Below are 18,327 nucleotides of genomic sequence, written 5' to 3' on the forward strand. Positions count from 1 at the left end.
CCAACGCCGCGGCCATCCTGATATCCATCGCTGCCACTCTCCCCGTCATGAACACACAGTCCACAACAATTCAGGTGTCAGCGATGTCCCGAGACATCAACTGTCAGCGATGTCCCGAAACAGGACAACGTTCGCGGTAGCAAGGCGTACATCTGATCGTCAGGGCGTCGACCTCGCCGTGTCTGTTCACCATCGATGGACAAGCATCACCGTCAGCTGTCAGCACCCGGGGCGCCGGTTATCACGGTGGTGGGCAGCCCGGCCCCGACTTGGTGGCTGCCTTCCGGACCCGACTCGATCGCGCACCCATCGCGTCCGCCGCACCCGTCGCTGACGTCGGTGTCGGCATACATTTGTGGCAACACCCACCCCCGCCTAGGCGCAACAAGCTTCCTCACGGCACAGCGCTGTGCGCAGTCAGTCACCTTACGGTCGCTCTGACGACAGTCAGCGTCCTCGTGCCCGGGGCGAATGCCACAGTAAGCCTCCTTAGGGTGGCCCGGACACTCACCACGCGTCCCCCCTGCGAGGACCGTGCCGCCCAGCCCCGCACTGCGCTACCGCCCGATGGCGTTCAAGCCCGAATCCGGCTCTTAACGCCATCTGGCGGTAGCGAAGTGCGCGATGAAACACCGGAGATCTGTCCTTACTCGGCTCAACACCGCCACAGCACGGCCTTCGCCGTCGTCGGCAACATGCCCGCGCAACGGACGAGCACGTGCACGGTGAACGGCCTACAAAGAGCCGGCGGACATCAACGGGCACCAACGATCAGATGCATCAACCAGCCGAGAGGTTGCGTTCATGCATCTGATCGCCGCGCGTCCACATCACGGGACGCGATCAGATGCACCCCGGTCGGCCATCGCCCGCGGTTGGCACACCTGATCGCCGCCTGGAAAAAGATCAGGCGCACAAACGGAGATCAGGTGACAAAGCGGGGGAGGTGGAGGGTGAACGAGCTGCCCAGACCGCTCGCGGATGGCGACGTGAGCGTGAGGTCGCCGCCGTGGGCGCGGGCGATGTGCCGGGCGATTGGCAGCCCCAAGCCGGTGCCTCCGCCATCATGTGACCCGTGCCAGAACCGCTCGAAAATCCGTTCCTGATCGTCAGCGGCGATCCCCGGACCGGCATCGCTGACCATGACGGCGACCTGAGCAGCGGTGACGTCCACCTCGATATCGACGACGGACTCCGCCGGGGCATGTTTGATGGCGTTGTCGATCAGGTTCGCGACGGCGCGTCGAACGGTGGTCTCATCGATCGAGCACTCAGCTGGTTCAGGCGCCCTCAGCGCCAACCGCACGTGGCCCGCGGCGGCCAACACATGCCACTCCTCGACGAGGTCTGCGACCAGCTGGGCCAGGTCGGTTGGTCGGCGATCGATCGTCTGGGCCCGACCCCGGGCGTCGATCAAGAGTTCGTCGATCGTGTCGCGCAGCCGCATCGCAGCCGATTTGGATCGTTGCAGGCCATCCCGGTAGACGTCCAGCGTCGGATCCGGATGGGCCAGTAGAACGTCGGCGTTGGTCGTGAGGACGGACAACGGCGTGCGCAGCTCGTGGCTGGTCTCCTCGATCAGCCGCCGTTGGGTGTCGGCGGCGAGGTCGAGCCGGTCGAGCATCGCGTCGAAGCTGGCCGCGAGCGCCATGATCTCGTCGGGCCCACGATCTAGTGCGATCCGCCGGCTCAGGTCGGATGCCTCGATGTCCTCCGCGACCCGGCGGATGTGGTCGATCGGCCGTACCGCCCGGCCGGCCAGCCACCATGCACTGACGGCCGCTACGGGTGCGAGGCCGATCACGGTGGCCAGCACCCAGGGTGAACTGGACGCCACCGGCTCGGCGACGATCTCGATCTCGACGGCGCCGTTGTCGCCGGACTCGGTGGTTTCGTTCTCAGTGACGATGACGACGCTGAACAGCAAGAGGACGGGAACGTAGCTAGCCAGAAAGCCGAGCACGGCGAGGCGTACTCGCAGCGATCGCCAGCCCAGGCGTAGCGACCGCCAGCTCGGACGCGGCGATCGGCGACTCAGACGCAACGGTCGCCGCCAGCTGCCGGTAGTGTGCTCCGTCACGACGGCTCCCCGAGCCGGTAGCCGGCACCGGTGATCGTCACGATCGGTGGTGGATCTCCGAGTTTCTTGCGCAGCCTGCTGAGGATGACCCGGACCGACGTGGTGAATGGGTCGGCGTTGGCATCCCAGACGTGTTCGAGCAGCTCTTCGGCCGAGAGTACTCGACCGGGATGGTGCATGAAGAAACGCAGGAGCGAGAACTCCCTGGCGGTGAGCCGGAGTTCGACGCCGCCGCGCCATGCACGGCGGGTAGCGAGATCGAGGGTGAGGTCGCCAGTGTTGAGCGTTGCCCCGGCTTCGTCGGCGCGGCGGGCCAGGGCCCGCAGTCTGGCTGTCAGTTCGGCGAACTCGAAGGGCTTGACGAGGTAGTCGTCCGCGCCGGAGTCCAGGCCGGCGACCCGATCCGCGACGGCGTCGCGGGCCGTGACCACCAACACCCGCCGGGGCCGGCGCAGGTCCGGATCGCTCCCCAGCCGGCGGACGAGGTCGAGTCCGTCGCCGTCGGGTAGGCCGAGGTCGAGGCACGCGACGTCGTAGATGGTCAGCCTCAGGGCTTCCTCGGCCGCCGCGTAGGTCGTGGCTACGTCCACCGCGTAGGACTCATTGCGCAGACCCATGGCCACGACCTCCGCGAGGTCGGCGTCGTCTTCTAGGAGCAGAACCCGCATGGCGAGATTGTCGCAGCGTCCGGCGCCGGTCAACCGGCTTTGAGGGCATTCGTCGAGCCGGCCGGCCCGGTCAGGGTCATCCGCTCGCCGTCGAACGTCACGGTCACGTCGGGGCCTCGGCCGGTCGGATCGTCCGGCCGGAAGCTGTCGTCGCCGACGGGAACGAAGGGCGCGGCCGGTGGTTCTTTCGCCTCGTCGACCGCCTCGATGCCGCCGTGCTCGTTCAGCGCGTACCACAGTGCGATCGGCCCAGACTCCGTGGTGACGGTGACATAGGTGCGTAGTTCGCCGGCGTAGATGGTCCCGGCCAATTCGATGCGGTCGACCGGGCCGAAGTCGGCTTCGATCTCCGCCCGTTCCTCGCGGCCCTCCTGGGTGTCGCCGGCGAGGAGGGCGAGGACGGCATCCTCATGTTCCGCGACGGCTTCGGTGGGAATGCCGGGAGGCATCGGGAACACCGCGGCGACGGCGTCGACGCCGGTGGCGGATATCACCAGCTTGCCGTCGCGGGTCGCCACGGCCAGCGAACCTCCGGTCTCCAGCCGGTACGTCCCCACGGCAGCTTCTAGTTCGGCCGGGTCGGTATCGCCCGCCGGGTGGTCTGGCACCGGCACCGACTCGCCGGTGGCGATCGCCGGACCTACCGCCTGAATGAGTTCCTCGGCTGATATGTCCGGTGTGTTCGACGCGATGGCCAGTACGGACTCGCTGTCTGGCAGCCAGGCTACGACGACGTCGTGGCCGATGTCGCCGCCACCGCCCGCCGACAGGAGGGCTGGCACACCGAGGAGCGACGCGTCGACTGCCACCCATCCTGGCGTCTCCGCCATGCCGTCGCCGTGGTCGAACCCGGGCTCATCGATCAGATGCACTGACCCCGGTGCCACGATCCCGCCCGTGAACAGCGCATATGTCCATGACGCGAGGTCGGGTACGGTCATGGCCAGGTCGCCGTTGCCGCTCAGCGCCCAGTGTGGCCCGTGGAAATCACCCATGTGTCCGGTTGAGCCTTCGTCGAGAAGGCCGACGGCGCGTGCTCCGGGTGCCGCCGGTTCGCCATCCCAGAAGCCGCCGGCTATCTGACCGCTGGGCAGACGGAGGATCTGGTTCGCCATGTAGTCGCGGTAGCCCGCGTCGGTCACTTCGTCGACGATCAAAGCCAGCAGCGTGTATCCGGCGTTCGAGTACAGATAGTCCGAACCTGGTTCGAAGGCCTGCTCCAGTTCGCTGATAGCGGCCACGGCCTCGTCGCGCCCGAGCGGCTGGTGGTCGCCGCTACTATGTCCTCCGGTCAGACCGCTGACGTGCAGAAGCAACTGGTGGATCGTGGCCGCGGCGACCGGTCCATCAAGATCGGGTAGTACGTCGCCGGCTCGATCCTCGAGCGACAACTCCCCGGCGTCGACGAGATCGATGATGGCCGCCGCGGTGAACGCCTTGCTGACCGAGCCGATGCCGAACACGGTGTCGGTGGTGTTGGGGACGTCGGGCTCGCGGTCGGCCAGTCCGAACGCGGCGGCACACTCGAGCTCGCCGCCGGTGGAGAACACGAACGACCCGCTGAATCCGGCGGCCGCCCACGCTGCGAGCTTCTGGTGAAGTTCTGGGTCGCAGCCGTGCTCCTCGGTTGTGGCCGATGCGACATCTGACGTGTCGGTGGGCGCGCCCGGACCGGCGTCTTCGGGATTATCGGTGTCGCTGGTGCACGCGGAGAGGATGGTCGCCGCAATAGCGACGGTTCCGAGCTGTCTCTTCATGCCACTGAACGTATGAAGAGACGCGTGAACGTGATGTGAACCGGTGTGACGGTCAAACGTCGAGATGGACGACGCCATGCGTCGAGGTGAGAGCCGCGACCGACGCGTCGTACGAGCGCTGGGCCACCCCGAGATAGATGCAGTCGACAACCGCGAGCTGGGCGATCCGGCTGGCCATCGCCCCGGACCGGAACCGCGACTCTTGCGCGGCGGTGGTGAGCACGAGGTCGGCGTGGGTGGTCAGCGGCGACCGAGCGTAGTTGGTGATGGCGATCGTGGTGGCGCCTCGTTGACGGGCGTGCCGCAGGTAGGCGACGATCTCGGCGGTGTCACCGCTGTGGGACAAGGCGATGGTCGCGTCTTCCCGGGTGAGCAGAGCTGTGGACGCAAGGGTGAGGTGGGGGTCGCTGATGAACAGCGCGACCCGGTCGATGCGGAGCAGCTTCTGTTGGAGATCTTGGGCGGCGAAGGTGCTGGCGCCGAGGCCGAAGAGGTTGATGCGCCGGGCATGGACGAGTGCGTCGATCACCCGGCCGAGTACGTCGAGGTCGAGTTCGTCGATGGTGTCTTCGATGGCCCTGGTGTCGGCATACGCCACTTTGCGCACCAGCGTTTCGAGGGAGTCGTCGCGTCCTATATCGGTGCCGGGGGCGTGGTCGTCCGGGCGCCGGGCGTGGTCGCGGCCGAGTTCGGTGGCGACGGCCAGACGAAGCTCCGGATAACCTCGGAACCCCGCCGTCCGGCAGAATCGGACCACGGTGGTCTCCGAGGTCTGACATGCCTGGGCTACCTCGGTGATGGTTTTCTCGACGACGAACGACGGATCGGCGAGGATGGCTTCCGCGACCCGTCGCTCAGCTGGTGGAAGGGTCGGTGCCAGAGCGCGGACATGTTGGCGTACGCCTCCGGACCACCCTCGTGTGTTCGCTCCGGTAGCCATAGTCGCCTCCCGCTCTGTACCGCGCCGTCGCACGTCAGGGATGTGTCGGTGACGAGCCAGGGTAGAGGAGTATTTCGGTCCCGGCCCATAGGGCGGGGGCCACTGGTTCGCGGGATCCGGCCAGGAGAAGGAGCTCTTCGGGGTTCATGCCATCACCTATGACGTGCCGCAGGGTGTCGCTTCCCCAGAGCAGGTCGACGAAATCGGGATGGGTCCCTTCGGGGTTGACGGCCCGCCAGCCGAACTGTTCAGGGTAGAGCTCGCGCAGCGTCTGAAGCATGGATACGCCGGTGCGCACAGGCGCGAAGGTGCTCCGGTCGGTGACGTGTAGCTGAACACCGCGTAGCGTCTCACCAGCGTACTTGTGGAACGTCGGGGAGAACCGGACGCTGCGGAAACGCACCCCGGGGAGGTTCCGCTCGTTGAGGGCAGCGGCCCAGCGTGCGTCCACATAGGGCGCCCCGACCAGCTCGAATGGGCGGGTGGTGCCGCGGCCTTCGGAAAGGTTGGTGCCCTCGAACAGCCCGGTTCCGGGATAGGCCAGCGCGGAGTCGAGCGTGGGAATGTTGACCGACGGCATCACCCACGGCAGCCCGGTGTTGTCGAAGTAGTGGCTGCGTGACCAGCCGTGCATCGTGATCACGGTGAGGTCGGCGGGCCGGCCCGCGGCGGCGGGGACGGTGGTGGCGTTGAGGTAGCGGGCGAGCTCACCGATGGTCAGGCCGTGCCGCAGCGGGATTGGTGCACGCCCGACGAAGCTGGCGAACGGTGGTTCCAGTAGTGGGCCTTCGGCCACCTGGCCGCTGATCGGGTTCGGTCGGTCAAGGATGGTGAAGGGGAGACCAAGCCGCGCAGCACTGGCCAACATGTCATACATCGTCCATATGTAGGTGTAGAAACGGGTGCCGATGTCCTGCAGATCGACGGCAAGGGCATCCACTTGGGAGGTTCTGAGCACCTCGTCGAGTTCTCGGCCACTACGTCGGTAGGTGTCGTACAAGGGTAGGCCGCTGTCAGGATCCTGGGTGGCTGACTCGCTCTCGCCGGCCTGGACGGTGCCGCCGACGCCGTGTTCCGGTCCGAACAGCGCGGTGATGGGGACGCCCGCGTCGCGCAGCGCGTCTACCGTGGGTGAGAGGTCCGGCATCACCGCGGTGTAGTTGGTGATTAGCCCGATGCGGTGGCCGCGGATCAGGTCTGGCTGGGCGCGGAGCCGTTCTGCGCCGGTGCTGGTGGGCTGATGTACGGCGAGATCCTCGGGGTCCGCATGGTCGACCATGTTGGTAAATTACCTATTGATATTCGTTCTCGTCAATCAATGACGGGGGTGTTTGGAGTCGTGAGTACGGCTCATCTGGGCAATTGGAGGTTGTGAGCTGCTCGGCTGGCCGCCGCCCTCCCCGGGTGATCGTTGCCGGTTTCGCGTCGCTCACCATAGGTGATCGAACCCCGGATTGGGTCGCTATAGCGACGCGAAACCGGCAACGATCACCTGTCCTTGGACACGTTGCGGCACGCGATCCGATCCCTCGGCACCCCAGCCCCCCTTGTCCCCATGATCATTGGCTTTTGACTACCGAATCCGGTAGTCAAAAGCCAATGATCATGGGGACGTGAGCACTGGATGGGCGACGTCCGGGCTGCTCGCGGGCCGCAGTACCCCTAGTAGCCGCAGGTAGCCGGTGCCGAGGTTCTCCACGAGGTGGTGGCAGCCGGCGGGCAGGTAGAACGTCGATCCCGGCCCGATCGTGTACTGAGCGCCGTCGATCTCGACCTGCCCATGGCCGTCGACGACGTACACCATCTCCGAATAGTCGTGATAGTGGAGCGGGGTACGGATCGGGGGGATGTACCCGATGAACTGGGTCATCGCGGCGCAGCCGGTGTCCGGGTCGAACAGCACCCGGAACTTCCGGTCGGAGACGGCGTCGCGTGCCTCCTGCTCGGCGAGGTCGATGGTGGTGTGCCGGGAGCCGGTGGAGATCTCGGCGGCATCCGGTGAGCTGACGGTGACGACGTCGAGTCCGTCCTCACCCGCCTCGATCTCGAAGGCTTCGTCGACCGCGATGTACGCCGCGATTCCCGGACGAAGAGGGTGGGTCTGGCCGCCGCGGCGTAAAGTTCCAGAGCCGGCGACGACGAACAACGTCGCTACCCGGCCAGCTATTGAACCCGACGTCGACGTCTTCGGCGGGATCCGCCAGTGCTCCTGGCGTAGCTCGGTGGCGTCCGCGGCCTCTTGAAGAACGTGGACGGCGCGGGAGCCGGCCGCGTCCCACCGGGGGGCGACGTCGTCGACGGTGCGGACAGCGCTCATGACTCGTTCCCTTCCGTGAGCCGGACAGTCAGGGTGATCTCGGCGTCCAGGAGCTGTGACACCGGGCAGGACCGCTCCGCCTCGGCGGCCAGCCGGGTGAGCTCGTCGTGGTCCACGCCGGCCACCACGACGTCGCAGGAGAGGTCGACCGTCGGTATCGAGAATCCGCCCTCACCCTGAACGAGGTGGACGGTGGACTCGGCGGTCACTTCGGTCGGTGGGGTGCCGTGGTTTTCCAGCACGTTGGTCAGCGACATCGCATAACAACCAGCGTGTGCGGCGGCGATCAGCTCTTCGGGGTTGGTGGCGGGTTGGTCTCCGACGCGGCTCTTGAGCGAGAAGGGGACGATGACGCGGTCGCGCCCGAGTCCCATCGTGCCGTCGCCGTCGCCGACGGTGCCGTGCCACGTCGCGCGCGAAGTTCGGCGCAGGTGCATGTGTCCTCCCAAGGGCCGGTGCAGGTGGGTGCGGGTCAGTTCGAGCAAGAAGAGTGTCGGTCGGGTCTCGGCAGAAATACGGGTCAGTTCTCCAGCAGGGAGACCGGTCCGTTTTCCAGCAGGGACACCGGTTAGTTCTCCAGCAGGAAGAACGGCCGGCCGATCCGGGCCTGGAAGCGTACGTATTCGTCGAGGCGGACGCCGTCGACGCTCTCTCGGACGGCCTGGATCATGGCGACGACGACGTCGAGGTCGTCGACCTCGAACAGCAGGTACCAAGTGAAATCGGGACCGCTCGGTGGCCCCACCATGAACAGGTCGTCGTCCAGCGTCGCCAGTGGCCGCGCGCCGAGCCGGCGCCATTCCTCGACGACCGCGGCGAATCGCGGTAGTGCGCGGTCACGGCGTTCCTCGTCGGACGCGTCGTACCATCCGGTCGCGGCGCCGAGTAGCAGCACGCGGTGTGGTGTGGGCATGGTGGGCGGGACGAACTCGACGGACATCGGGCAACCTCCGGTTAGTGGTCGGTGCGCGGGTTCAGGGCAGCGGCCGCTTGCTGCCCGGCTTCCTCGATGAACTCGCGGCCCAGCCGTTCCAGCTCTGGGGTCAGGCGGATGACCGGGGCGGCGAAGCCGATGCTTGCGACAAGCTCGTCGTCCAGGCCGAGTGCGGGTGTGGCCATCCCCCAGGCTCCGTCGCACAGTTCTTCGCGGTCGAAGGCCCAGCCACGCTCGCGGATGGTTTCCAGGTCGCGGTGGAGCGTTGCTGGATCGGTGATGGTCCCGGCTGCGTGCGGGGTCAGCGGCTCAGCGGTGACCTGGGTGAACGTCTCCTCGCCTAGATGGGCCAGCAAGGCTTTCGCCGAGGCGCCGGCATGCAGCGGGCTGACGGTGCCGACGTCGAGACTGAGCCGGAGCGGATAGTTGCCTTCGATCCGCCGCACACACAGGGCGCCGAGCGGGCGCCGGTGAAAGATCGTGATGGTGGTGGTCTCGTCGGTCTTCCCCCAGAGCCATTCCAGGACCGGCACTAGACGGGCGATCGCATCGAAGGACGCCGTGGCCCGTTGTCCGAGGCTGATGGCGCCTTCGCCGAGGCGGTAGCGACGGTCTCGGGTTCGGGCCAACAAGCCGAAGGACTCCAGGGTGCGCACGATGCGGTGGGCCGTGGCGAATGGCAGGTCGAGTTCTCGGGCGATGCCGGACACGGGCCACTCGGGGTCTCGCCGGGTGAAGAGGTCGAGCACCCGCAGGGCTTTCTCGAGCACCTTAGGGCCGTCCGTCGGCGCCTTGGCCGACCGGCCCTGGGTGGGTTTGCTGGAGCCGCTCACGTGTCCAGCACTCGCCTGGCGGATTCGGAGATCACCATATTGTGGATACCTTTCGGTGGTGCAGCGGTCACGCTGTTCGATCGTTGCTGGCAGTGAACGTTAACTCGCGCTGAGTATGCAGGTCAATAGCTCGCTCTTCAACGAAACTAAAAATCTTCACGCTAACTATTGATATCCGCATCGTGGAGTAATAGCGTGCAGCCTTACCCCGGATCAGTCGGGCCTCACGAACGGAGGATCCATGCGAACCGGAGGAACCACAGGGATCGGAACCGGCTCGGGATGAGCGGTTCCGGGCTACTCGAGATCCGCGGCCTGCAGGTTCAGTTCCGTGCCGAGCCGCCAGCGACGGCCGTACGCAACGTGTCGCTCGATCTACGGCGCGGAGAATGTGTGGCCGTTGTTGGTGAGTCCGGATCGGGCAAGAGCGTCACGGCGATGGCCGTGATGGGTCTGCTCCCGGCCGCTCCCCGCACCCAGGTGTCTGGCGCGATCCGCTTCGAGGGCACCGACCTGCTCGCTCTCGACCCTGCGCGGCGGCGCACGATGTGTGGCACTCGGATCTCCATGGTTTTCCAGGATGCTCTGGCCGCGCTCAACCCGGTGCTGACCGTGGGCTTCCAGATCGCCGAGATGTTCCGGGTACACCAGGGTGCCTCCCGTCGCAGCGCCCGCCGGTCGGCACTGGACCTGCTCGCCCGGGTGGGTATCCCCGGGCCGCGGGAGCGGTACGGCCATTACCCACACCAGTTCTCGGGCGGAATGCGGCAACGGCTCATGATCGCCATCGCGGTGGCGCTGGAACCCGACGTGCTCATCGCCGACGAACCAACCACGGCGCTCGACGTGACCGTCCAGGCGCAGATCCTTCAGTTGCTGGCCGACCTGCGCAGCGAGAGCGGGATGGCGCTGCTGTTGATCACCCACGACCTAGCGGTCGCCGCCGAGGTGGCGGATCGGGTCGCCGTGATGTACGCGGGCCGGGTCGTCGAGACCGGGCCGGTCGGCGACGTGCTCGCCCGCCCCGCCCACCCTTACACCGATGCACTACTACGCTCCCTACCCGGTGAGGCCACGGCGGGCGGCTGGTTGGACACCATCCCCGGGATGCCGCCACCCATCGAGCAGACCCCAGAAGGGTGTGCGTTCCATCCCCGATGCGGGTGGACGCTGGAGCGTTGTCACTCCGAACGCCCGGAGCTCGAACTCGTGAGCATAGGCCGGCATAGCGCGTGCCATGTGCGGGAGCAGGTTCACCATGGTGGATAGCAGCTCGCCTGCCCCGACGCAGCCAGCCGTGCTGGAGGCGGCCGGGGTGATTCGCCACTACAAGATGTCCGAGCGCGGTAACCGCAGCGCTGTGGTCCGGGCCGTCGACGGGGTCACGCTGTCGTTGCACGAGGGGGAGACGCTGGGTGTGGTCGGCGAGTCGGGGTGCGGCAAGTCGACGCTGGCCCGGCTGCTGGTCGCGCTCGACCGCCCAACCGCTGGCACCGTCCGTTTCGTCGGCCGGGACGTGTTCACCGCGTCCAAAGCTGAACGCCGGGTGCTACGCCGAGCTGTGCAACTCGTCTTTCAAGATCCGTACTCGTCGCTCAATCCGCGTATGACGGCGGCGGATCTCATCGCCGAAGGTTGGTACGTCCACGACGGGCTGGTGCCTGGACCGCGGCGGCGCGATGCCGCGGTGGAGCTGATGGAGCGGGTTGGCCTGGACCCTCGCCACGCCGACCGGTACCCGCATCAGTTCTCCGGCGGCCAGCGTCAGCGCATCGGCATCGCCCGGGCCGTGGCGTTGCGGCCGCGGGTGCTGGTCTGCGACGAACCCGTGTCCGCCCTCGACGTCTCCGTTCAGGCGCAGATCTTGAACCTGCTGGCCACGTTGCGGCGGGATCTCGGTCTGTCGTGTGTGTTCATCTCCCATGACCTGGGTGTCGTCCGACACCTGTGTGATCGCGTCGCCGTCATGTACCTGGGCCGCGTGGTCGAGTCCGGTCCGTGCGCGGAGGTCTACAGCCACCCGCGGCACCCCTACACCCGAGCCCTGATGTCCGCGGCGCCAGCGCTGGACCGCGCCGGTACCGCTCAGCGAATCGTTCTGGCGGGCGAAGTGCCCGACCCGGCCGATCCGCCGTCGGGGTGTCATTTCCGCACCCGCTGCTGGAAGGCCGCGGAGCGTTGCGTCACCGAGCATCCGGTGCTGACCGGACCCTCGGATCACCCAGCCGCCTGCCACTTCCCCGAAGACGAGGAAGTGCCACAACAGGAGGAACAGCGATGAAGGCTCAGAGGTCCGGGATCGTCAGATCCCGTGGGAAAGTCTTCGCGGTGGTATTGGCCACCGCACTGATCGCGGCATGTTCAGGGTCCGGCGCCGACGACGGTCCCGACACCGACGGTGTGGAGCCGAGCGCGGACGCGGACAGCGACGCGAGTCCTGGTACCGACGGGGCTACCGACCGCGAGGTCGGCGACCGCATGTTGACGTTCGCGTTGTACGACGAACCCCCGACGCTGGACCCGGCGGTTGCTACCGACGGCGAAGCCGGCAAAGTCATTCAGAACGTCTACGACCAACTGGTGTCGGTTGGGTCGGACGGCTACGAGATCAGCCCTGCGGTGGCGGAGTCCTGGGAAGTGTCGCCCGATGGGCTCACCTACACGTTTTTCCTCCGTGACGGCGTGACGTTTCACGATGGGAGCCCGTTGACCGCCGAGGCGGTGAAGTTCTCGCTGGAGCGGGTCGCGGGGGTGGGTCAGGGGGCGGCGACGCTGATCAAGGATTGGCTCGACCCGGAGAACGACGTCGAGGTTGTCGACGATCACACGGTGCGGATGCAGTTGCGCACGCCGTATGCGGGTTTCCTGCAGATCATGGGGTACTTCAGCGCGGGCTCGATCGTTAATCCGGCCGTCGTCGAAGAACATGGCACCGACGACGACCCCTGGGCCGAGGCATACCTGGACAGCCACGTCGCCGGCAGCGGCCCGTTCGAGATGGTGGCCTGGGAACGCAAGCAGTACGTCCAGTTGGAGCGTTACGACGAGTATTGGCGTGGTCCGGCGCGATTGGCCACGCTAGTGTTCCAGGCCGGGACCGAGGCGTCCTCCCAGCAATTGGCCGTTCAACGTGGTGACGTGGACATCGTCGCCCAACTCCCGGCCGACATGCTGGCGACCGTGGACGACAGCCCGGACGTCGACGTGCTGGTCTTTCCCGCCGCGGACCAGACCTATTGGGTGTTCAACAACGACGCCGAACCGTTCGACGACCCCAGAGTCCGGCAGGCGCTGTCCTACGCGGTGGACTACGACGGCATCCTGACCAGCATCGTCGGTGACAGCGGCACCCGGATGATGGGCCCCATGCCGGCCGGGTTCGTTCAGTTCAACCCGGATGTGACGATCTACGAACGTGACGTCGACCGGGCGCGTCAGCTGCTCACGGAGGCCGGGTACCCGGACGGGTTCACCGTGACCACCGACTACGTCGACGTGGCCAACCTCAAGCAGATCGCGCAGGTCTTGCAGGCCAACCTAGCCGACGTCGGGGTGACGCTCGAGTTGCGCCAGGTCCCGTTCTCCCAGTTCCTCGAGGACGTCGCCAGCGGTGAGTCGGTGATGTATCCGTGGGTCACCAACCCGGCTACCGCCGATCCTCGGGCGGTGTTGTGGACGAAGTTCTCCGACCAGTCCGGCAACGGCCCGGACGGCAACTTCACCCGTTACCACAACGCGGAGGTCGACCAACTGCTGGCGGAGGCGCAGAGCACCGCCGACGAGGACCTCGCCACCGCGAACTACCAGCGGGTCCAGGAACTCGTCGCGGCAGACGCGCCGTGGATCTTCCTCTACGACACCGTGCACCGGCCGGCGGTGCGCACATCGGTCAGCGGCTTCGAGCTGCCGGTGGTCGGGCAGCCGTCGTTCTGGGACGTCGACGTCTCCGAGTGACCACACCGGCACTCACGCTCCGCCCTCATCACCCGCACACCCAGATCACCCGCACCCCCAGACCCGGTGATCGTTGTCGGTTTCCCGTCGCCCTGGCGACGGGAAACCGACAACGATCACCAGCGGGCGGCACCCCGCCGCCCCCATCACCATCACGAACATCGAAGGAAAGGACATGGATGAGCGCCATTGTCGAGGTCGAGACGTGGACCGTGGCCGACGGATCCGAAGCCGATCATCACGAGATGATCCGCAAGTGGTTCGACTTCCTCCGCACCCATCACGCCGAGTTGTTCCCGGAGTGGAAGTCGGTGCGGTACTACCGGGAGCTCGGTACGGATCGCCGTACCCCCACGGGCCGTTACATCATGTTGTTCGAGTTCCGATCGGTGGCCGGCCGGGACGCGTACAAGGAGCGGCGCAAAGACTGGTCCGGGCCCTACGCGGCGTATCGCGAGGTCGATCCGTATCAGTTCTTCAACCATGACGCCGTGACCCTGGAGTTCTGGGAGCCGCGGGAGCCGGATCAGTGGCTCGAGTTCGACTGACCCGGTGGCCGCCGCCGTGGCTGCCGTGCCGGAGCGGGTGGTTGCGATGAGCCGGAGCAGGTGGTGGCGATGAGCCTGAGCCGCTACGCCGGGCGGCGACTCCTGTTGCTGGTGCCCGTCCTGCTCACCATCTCGCTGGTGACGTTCTTCCTGTCGCGAGTGCTGCCCGGCGACCCGGCCCGGCTGATCGCGGGTGTCAACGCCTCAGACGAGCAGGTCGCCCGGTTGCGGGCCGAGTTCGGGCTGGACCGCCCGCTGTTCGAGCAGTACGTCGAGTACCTGTCCAGGGTGGTCCGCGGGGATCTCGGCACGTCTATCGTCTCCCGGCGATCGGTAAGCGCGGATCTGGCCGACTTCTTTCCGGCGACGCTGGAGCTCGCCATCGCCGCCATGGTGCTGACGGCGGTCGTCGGGATCCCGCTGGGTGTGGCCGCAGCCCTGCGCCGCGGTGGTATCGCCGACAACATCAGCGGGGTGGTGTCGCTGGCCGGGGTCGCGTTGCCGGTCTTCTGGGTGGCGACGGTAGGGCTGTTGATCTTCTATTACAAGCTGGGCTGGTTGCCTGGATCCGGCCGGCTCGACCGGGCGATGCTGATGTCGAACGCCGTGCCGTCGAGGACGGGGCTCCTGGTGTTCGACTCGCTGCTGGCCGGCAACCTGCGGGTGTTCGGCAATGCGTTGTGGCACCTCGTGTTGCCGGCGAGTTGTTTGTCGTTGGTCACCCTGCCGCGGGTCGTGCGGATCACCCGATCGAGCATGCGAGAGGTGCTTGAACAGCCATACGTGGCGGCGGCGCGGGCCAAAGGTCTCCCCGAGCGCCGGGTGATTGGTCTGCACGCACTCAAGAACGCCCTGATTCCGGTGCTGTCCATTGGTGGGCTGTCGTTCGGTTTCCTGCTCGGCGGGTCGGTTCTGGTGGAGCAGGTCTTCGGCTGGCCCGGAATCGGAAAGTACGCGTTCGACTCGATCAACTACCTCGACTACAACGCCGTCCTCGGGGTCACGTTGCTGGCCACCGTCGTGTTCATCACCGTGAACCTGCTCGTCGACGTTGTATACGCGAGGCTCGACCCGAGGATCAGGTTGCGATGAGACGTGCCGTTCGCAGAGTTCTCTTCCCGGCGGCGGGGGGCGGTCAACTGCTGGCCCCGGCGCGGCGCCGCCGACCGTGGGCGGTGTACGTGGGCGGTGTCCTGCTCGGCCTGGTGGTGCTGCTCGCGCTGTTCCCGCATTGGATCGCGCCACACGACCCGGCCGCGCAAGATCTGACCGCGCAACTGTTGTCGCCCTCGTTGACCCATCCCTTCGGCACGGACGACTTCGGCCGCGACATCCTGAGCCGGGTGGTGCACGGCACCCGCATCTCGCTGGTTATCGCGGTGGTAACGGTTGCGGTAGCCGTTGTGCTCGGGGCGGCGGTGGGCACCATCGCCGGAATGCGCGGCGGGTGGACCGACGAGATCCTGATGCGGGCCACCGACGTGTTCATGGCCTTTCCCAGCATCTTGCTGCCCATGGTGGTGGTCGTAGCGCTGGGGCCGAGCCTGACCAACACCACTGTGGCGCTGATCGTCGTATGGTGGGCGCCGTACGCCCGGATGATCCGTGGACAGGTCCTCTCGGTCAAAGAGAACGCGTATGTGGACTCGGCCAGAATGATCGACGCGGGATGGTGGCGCATCGTGCGCCGCTACATCTGGCCGAACGCGCTACCGCCGTTCGTCGCCCTGGCCACCGTCGATGTCGGTTTTGTCATCCTGACCGCCGCTGGCCTGGGTTTTCTCGGTCTCGGCGCGCAGCCGCCCACCCCCGAGTGGGGTCTAATGATCGGCGATGGCCTGTCGAGTCTGCTCCGGGCTTGGTGGCCGACCGTCTTCCCGGGGCTGGCGATCTCGGTGGCGGTGCTCGCCTTCAATCTGCTGGGTGATGCCCTTCAGGATCGTTTGGGTGGTCGCCGGTGATGTCCACGCCGCAACCCCGCAGTGGCCCGTGGTGATCGTATTGGTAGTTTCCTCGTGATTGGCGCGCCGCCGGCCAGGCAGCGATCGGGAGGTAACTCAGGTGCGGTTCCGACTCCAGACGAATCCGGTGGTCTTCGGGACGTCGGTGATCGTGATCGTCGCGTTCTTGATCGCGGGGATCACGGCTACGGAGGCGCTCGGCCGAGTCTTCGACGCCATCCAGGACGGCATCGCGTCGTCACTTGGGTGGTATTACATCGTCGTCGTCGCCGGGTTCCTCGTGTTCGTGGTGTGGCTGGGGGCGACGAAGTTCGGCAAGATCCGTCTCGGCCCTCAGGACAGCCGGCCGGAGTACAGCTACCTCACCTGGTTCGCGATGCTGTTCACCGCCGGCATGGGCATCGGTCTGGTTTTCTGGGCGGTCGCCGAGCCGTTGTCACACCTCGCCCAGCCCCCGATGGCCGACCCGAGCACCGCCGCGGCCGAAGCCGAGGCGATGCGGTTCACGTTCTTCCACTGGGGGCTGCACGCCTGGGCCATCTACATCGTCGTCGGACTCGCGCTGGCCTACTTCGCCTACCGGCACGGCCTGCCGCTGTCCATCCGCAGCGCTCTCTACCCGATCCTCGGCCAGCGGATCCATGGCCGTTGGGGTGACGCGGTCGACATCTTCGCCGTATTCGGCACCATGTTCGGCGTCGCAACCTCCCTCGGCTTCGGGATTCTGCAAGTCAACGCCGGCTTGGACAGTCTGGGTATCCTCGAGCAGTCCACCACCGTGCAGGTGCTGCTGATCGCCGGAATCACCCTCGCCGCGGTCGCGTCGCTGATGGCCGGCTTGGACAAGGGCATCCTGCGGTTGTCGGTCACCAACCTGTGCATCGGGTTCGCCCTGTTGCTGTTCGTCTTGTTCGCCGGCCCCACCACCGACGTTCTGTCGAGCGTCGTCCAACAGGTGGGGCACTACGTACAGACGTTGCCCGAGACCACCATGTGGACCGACGCGCAGGAGCAGAGCGGCTGGCAGGCCGACTGGACCATCTTCTACTGGGGATGGTGGATCAGTTGGGCACCGTTCGTCGGCCTGTTCATCGCCCGGGTGTCGCGTGGCCGGACCATCCGCGAGTTCATCTTCGGTGTCTTGCTCGTCCCGGTGGGGTTCACGTTCACCTGGATGGGGGTTTTCGGCAACAACGCCTTCGCCGCTGACCGCGACACCGATGGCCTCTTGTCCGAGCAGGTGGCGGACGATCCCGCGGTGGCGCTGTTCGGGCTGCTGGAGGAGTTGCCGCTCACGTCGATCATGACGGTGTTGGCGATCTTGCTGGTGGCGACGTACTTCGTGACGTCGTCCGACTCGGCGTCGCTGGTCATCGACATGCTGACCTCGGGCGGCAACACCAATGCGCCGAAGATCCAGCGGGTCTTCTGGGCAGTCCTCGAAGGCGCGATCGCGGCGGTTCTCCTGGTGGCGGGGACGAGTGGTCTCGACGCACTACGCACCGCGGCGGTGACGACGGCGTTGCCGTTCAGTCTGGTGATGATCGTGATGTGTTACGGGCTCGTCCGGGCGGTCTACGCCGACGACCACCGGTGGCCGCTCGACCGAGTGGTTCTCACCGACCCCGCACACGAGAGGGTGCCCGAGTGTCCAGACGAGCAACGACGCAGCCCGTTCCGTGACGGGGTTCAGGGGTCACCGTGACGGTGCACCGCTGATCGGGCCGGGGATCCGGTTCATGAGATGTCGGCCCCCGGTGGTGTCATGGGCGACGTGCAGAGTTTGACCATGCCCTGGTCGTTGAGCCGGTAGTCGAACACCTCGCCCCCGGCGTCGAGCTCCACCCAATAACCGTCGACGATCGCCTGGGTATACATCTGACCTGGCTCCGGGCAGCCGAGTGAACCGTCCGGCCACTGCACCGCCTGTGCGCGGACTACCGTGACGCCACCGACATCGACACCCGACCGGCCCGCGGCGTCGGCGATCACCTCATCCAGGAACTCGGCCGGTACTTCACCGGTGACCGGCGGCGGCGCGGTGGGAGCCGGGGTCAGCCGATCCGGCGGTGTTGGATCGGGGTGACCGGTGCCCGGGTCGGGTGTGGTGTCGTTCTCCGGGGTGTCCGGCGTGGTTGGGTCAGGGGCCGGCGACCGTTCGTTCTCGTCGGGCGACACGGTGTCCTCGGTGGGTTGGGGGTGGGTGGGCTCGGTCGGGCCGCCGGTGCCGGGAACACCGGCCTCCGGACTGGAATCGTCAGCGCCGCAGCCGGTCAGCCCGATCACCAGCAGGGCAACGGTGACACACACGCCGCTTCTCATATCGGTGAGACGG

General features: G+C 66.7%; 17 protein-coding genes. 7 read left to right on the plus strand and 10 right to left on the minus strand.

Going from position 1 to position 18,327, the window contains the following annotated elements:
• Positions 1–925: 925 nt before the first annotated feature.
• The 9 genes from G8760_RS26180 to G8760_RS26220 all read right to left on the minus strand — a co-directional run bounded on the left by G8760_RS26180 (position 926) and on the right by G8760_RS26220 (position 9,529).
• The gene (locus G8760_RS26180; RefSeq protein ID WP_166355796.1) at positions 926–2,080 is read right to left on the minus strand and encodes a sensor histidine kinase; all 1,155 of its coding nucleotides are present in this window, start codon (positions 2,078–2,080) and stop codon (positions 926–928) included.
• Positions 2,077–2,748 (minus strand): response regulator transcription factor, encoded by a 672-nt coding sequence (locus tag G8760_RS26185; protein ID WP_166355797.1) that lies wholly within the window; start codon positions 2,746–2,748, stop codon positions 2,077–2,079. Before G8760_RS26185 ends, G8760_RS26180 begins: the two co-directional genes overlap by 4 nt.
• 29 nt (positions 2,749–2,777) lie before the next feature.
• Entirely contained in the window at positions 2,778–4,505 is a 1,728-nt protein-coding gene (locus tag G8760_RS26190) for a serine hydrolase (protein ID WP_166355798.1), read from the minus strand.
• 52 nt (positions 4,506–4,557) lie between these two features.
• A complete protein-coding gene (locus tag G8760_RS26195) occupies positions 4,558–5,445 on the minus strand; it encodes a MurR/RpiR family transcriptional regulator (RefSeq protein ID WP_166355799.1) in 888 nt (295 codons plus the stop codon).
• 34 nt (positions 5,446–5,479) lie between these two features.
• Positions 5,480–6,724 (minus strand): exo-beta-N-acetylmuramidase NamZ family protein, encoded by a 1,245-nt coding sequence (locus G8760_RS26200; protein ID WP_166355800.1) that lies wholly within the window; start codon positions 6,722–6,724, stop codon positions 5,480–5,482.
• Positions 6,725–7,048: 324 nt separating this feature from the next.
• A complete protein-coding gene (locus G8760_RS26205; RefSeq protein WP_166355801.1) occupies positions 7,049–7,762 on the minus strand; it encodes a cupin domain-containing protein in 714 nt (237 codons plus the stop codon).
• Positions 7,759–8,199, minus strand: coding sequence for an OsmC family peroxiredoxin (locus tag G8760_RS26210; protein ID WP_166355802.1), 441 nt, complete (start codon positions 8,197–8,199; stop codon positions 7,759–7,761). The genes G8760_RS26205 and G8760_RS26210 overlap by 4 nt, the downstream gene beginning before the upstream one ends.
• Positions 8,200–8,330: 131 nt before the next feature.
• Positions 8,331–8,702, minus strand: a complete 372-nt coding sequence (locus G8760_RS26215) for a hypothetical protein (protein WP_166355803.1) — start codon at positions 8,700–8,702, stop codon at positions 8,331–8,333.
• Positions 8,703–8,716: 14 nt separating this feature from the next.
• Positions 8,717–9,529: an IclR family transcriptional regulator gene (locus G8760_RS26220; protein WP_166355804.1), complete on the minus strand. Its 813-nt coding sequence runs from the start codon at positions 9,527–9,529 to the stop codon at positions 8,717–8,719.
• A gap of 282 nt (positions 9,530–9,811) precedes the next feature.
• On the opposite strand from G8760_RS26220, the gene G8760_RS26225 reads away from it, so the two are divergent.
• From G8760_RS26225 to G8760_RS26255, 7 genes are all read left to right on the plus strand, one after another.
• The gene (locus tag G8760_RS26225; protein WP_166355805.1) at positions 9,812–10,798 is read left to right on the plus strand and encodes an ABC transporter ATP-binding protein; all 987 of its coding nucleotides are present in this window, start codon (positions 9,812–9,814) and stop codon (positions 10,796–10,798) included.
• Entirely contained in the window at positions 10,788–11,810 is a 1,023-nt protein-coding gene (locus tag G8760_RS26230; protein ID WP_166355806.1) for an ABC transporter ATP-binding protein, read from the plus strand. The genes G8760_RS26225 and G8760_RS26230 overlap by 11 nt, the downstream gene beginning before the upstream one ends.
• The gene (locus G8760_RS26235) at positions 11,807–13,483 is read left to right on the plus strand and encodes an ABC transporter substrate-binding protein (RefSeq protein ID WP_166355807.1); all 1,677 of its coding nucleotides are present in this window, start codon (positions 11,807–11,809) and stop codon (positions 13,481–13,483) included. Before G8760_RS26230 ends, G8760_RS26235 begins: the two co-directional genes overlap by 4 nt.
• 179 nt (positions 13,484–13,662) lie before the next feature.
• Positions 13,663–14,031, plus strand: coding sequence for a hypothetical protein (locus tag G8760_RS26240; RefSeq protein ID WP_166355808.1), 369 nt, complete (start codon positions 13,663–13,665; stop codon positions 14,029–14,031).
• A gap of 69 nt (positions 14,032–14,100) precedes the next feature.
• Complete coding sequence (locus G8760_RS26245; protein WP_166355809.1) at positions 14,101–15,123, plus strand: ABC transporter permease; 1,023 nt, start codon at positions 14,101–14,103, stop codon at positions 15,121–15,123.
• On the plus strand, positions 15,120–15,992 hold the full coding sequence (locus tag G8760_RS26250) for an ABC transporter permease (RefSeq protein WP_166355810.1): 873 nt from the start codon (positions 15,120–15,122) through the stop codon (positions 15,990–15,992). Before G8760_RS26245 ends, G8760_RS26250 begins: the two co-directional genes overlap by 4 nt.
• A 100-nt stretch (positions 15,993–16,092) precedes the next feature.
• Positions 16,093–17,697, plus strand: a complete 1,605-nt coding sequence (locus tag G8760_RS26255) for a BCCT family transporter (protein WP_166355811.1) — start codon at positions 16,093–16,095, stop codon at positions 17,695–17,697.
• Between the two features lie 32 nt (positions 17,698–17,729).
• Here the strand turns inward: G8760_RS26255 and G8760_RS26260 are convergent, their stop codons facing one another.
• Positions 17,730–18,302, minus strand: coding sequence for a hypothetical protein (locus tag G8760_RS26260; RefSeq protein ID WP_166355812.1), 573 nt, complete (start codon positions 18,300–18,302; stop codon positions 17,730–17,732).
• Positions 18,303–18,327 lie beyond the last annotated feature (25 nt).

It is taken from the genome of Phytoactinopolyspora limicola (assembly GCF_011320225.1).
Classification (GTDB): Bacteria; Actinomycetota; Actinomycetes; order Jiangellales; family Jiangellaceae; genus Phytoactinopolyspora; species Phytoactinopolyspora limicola.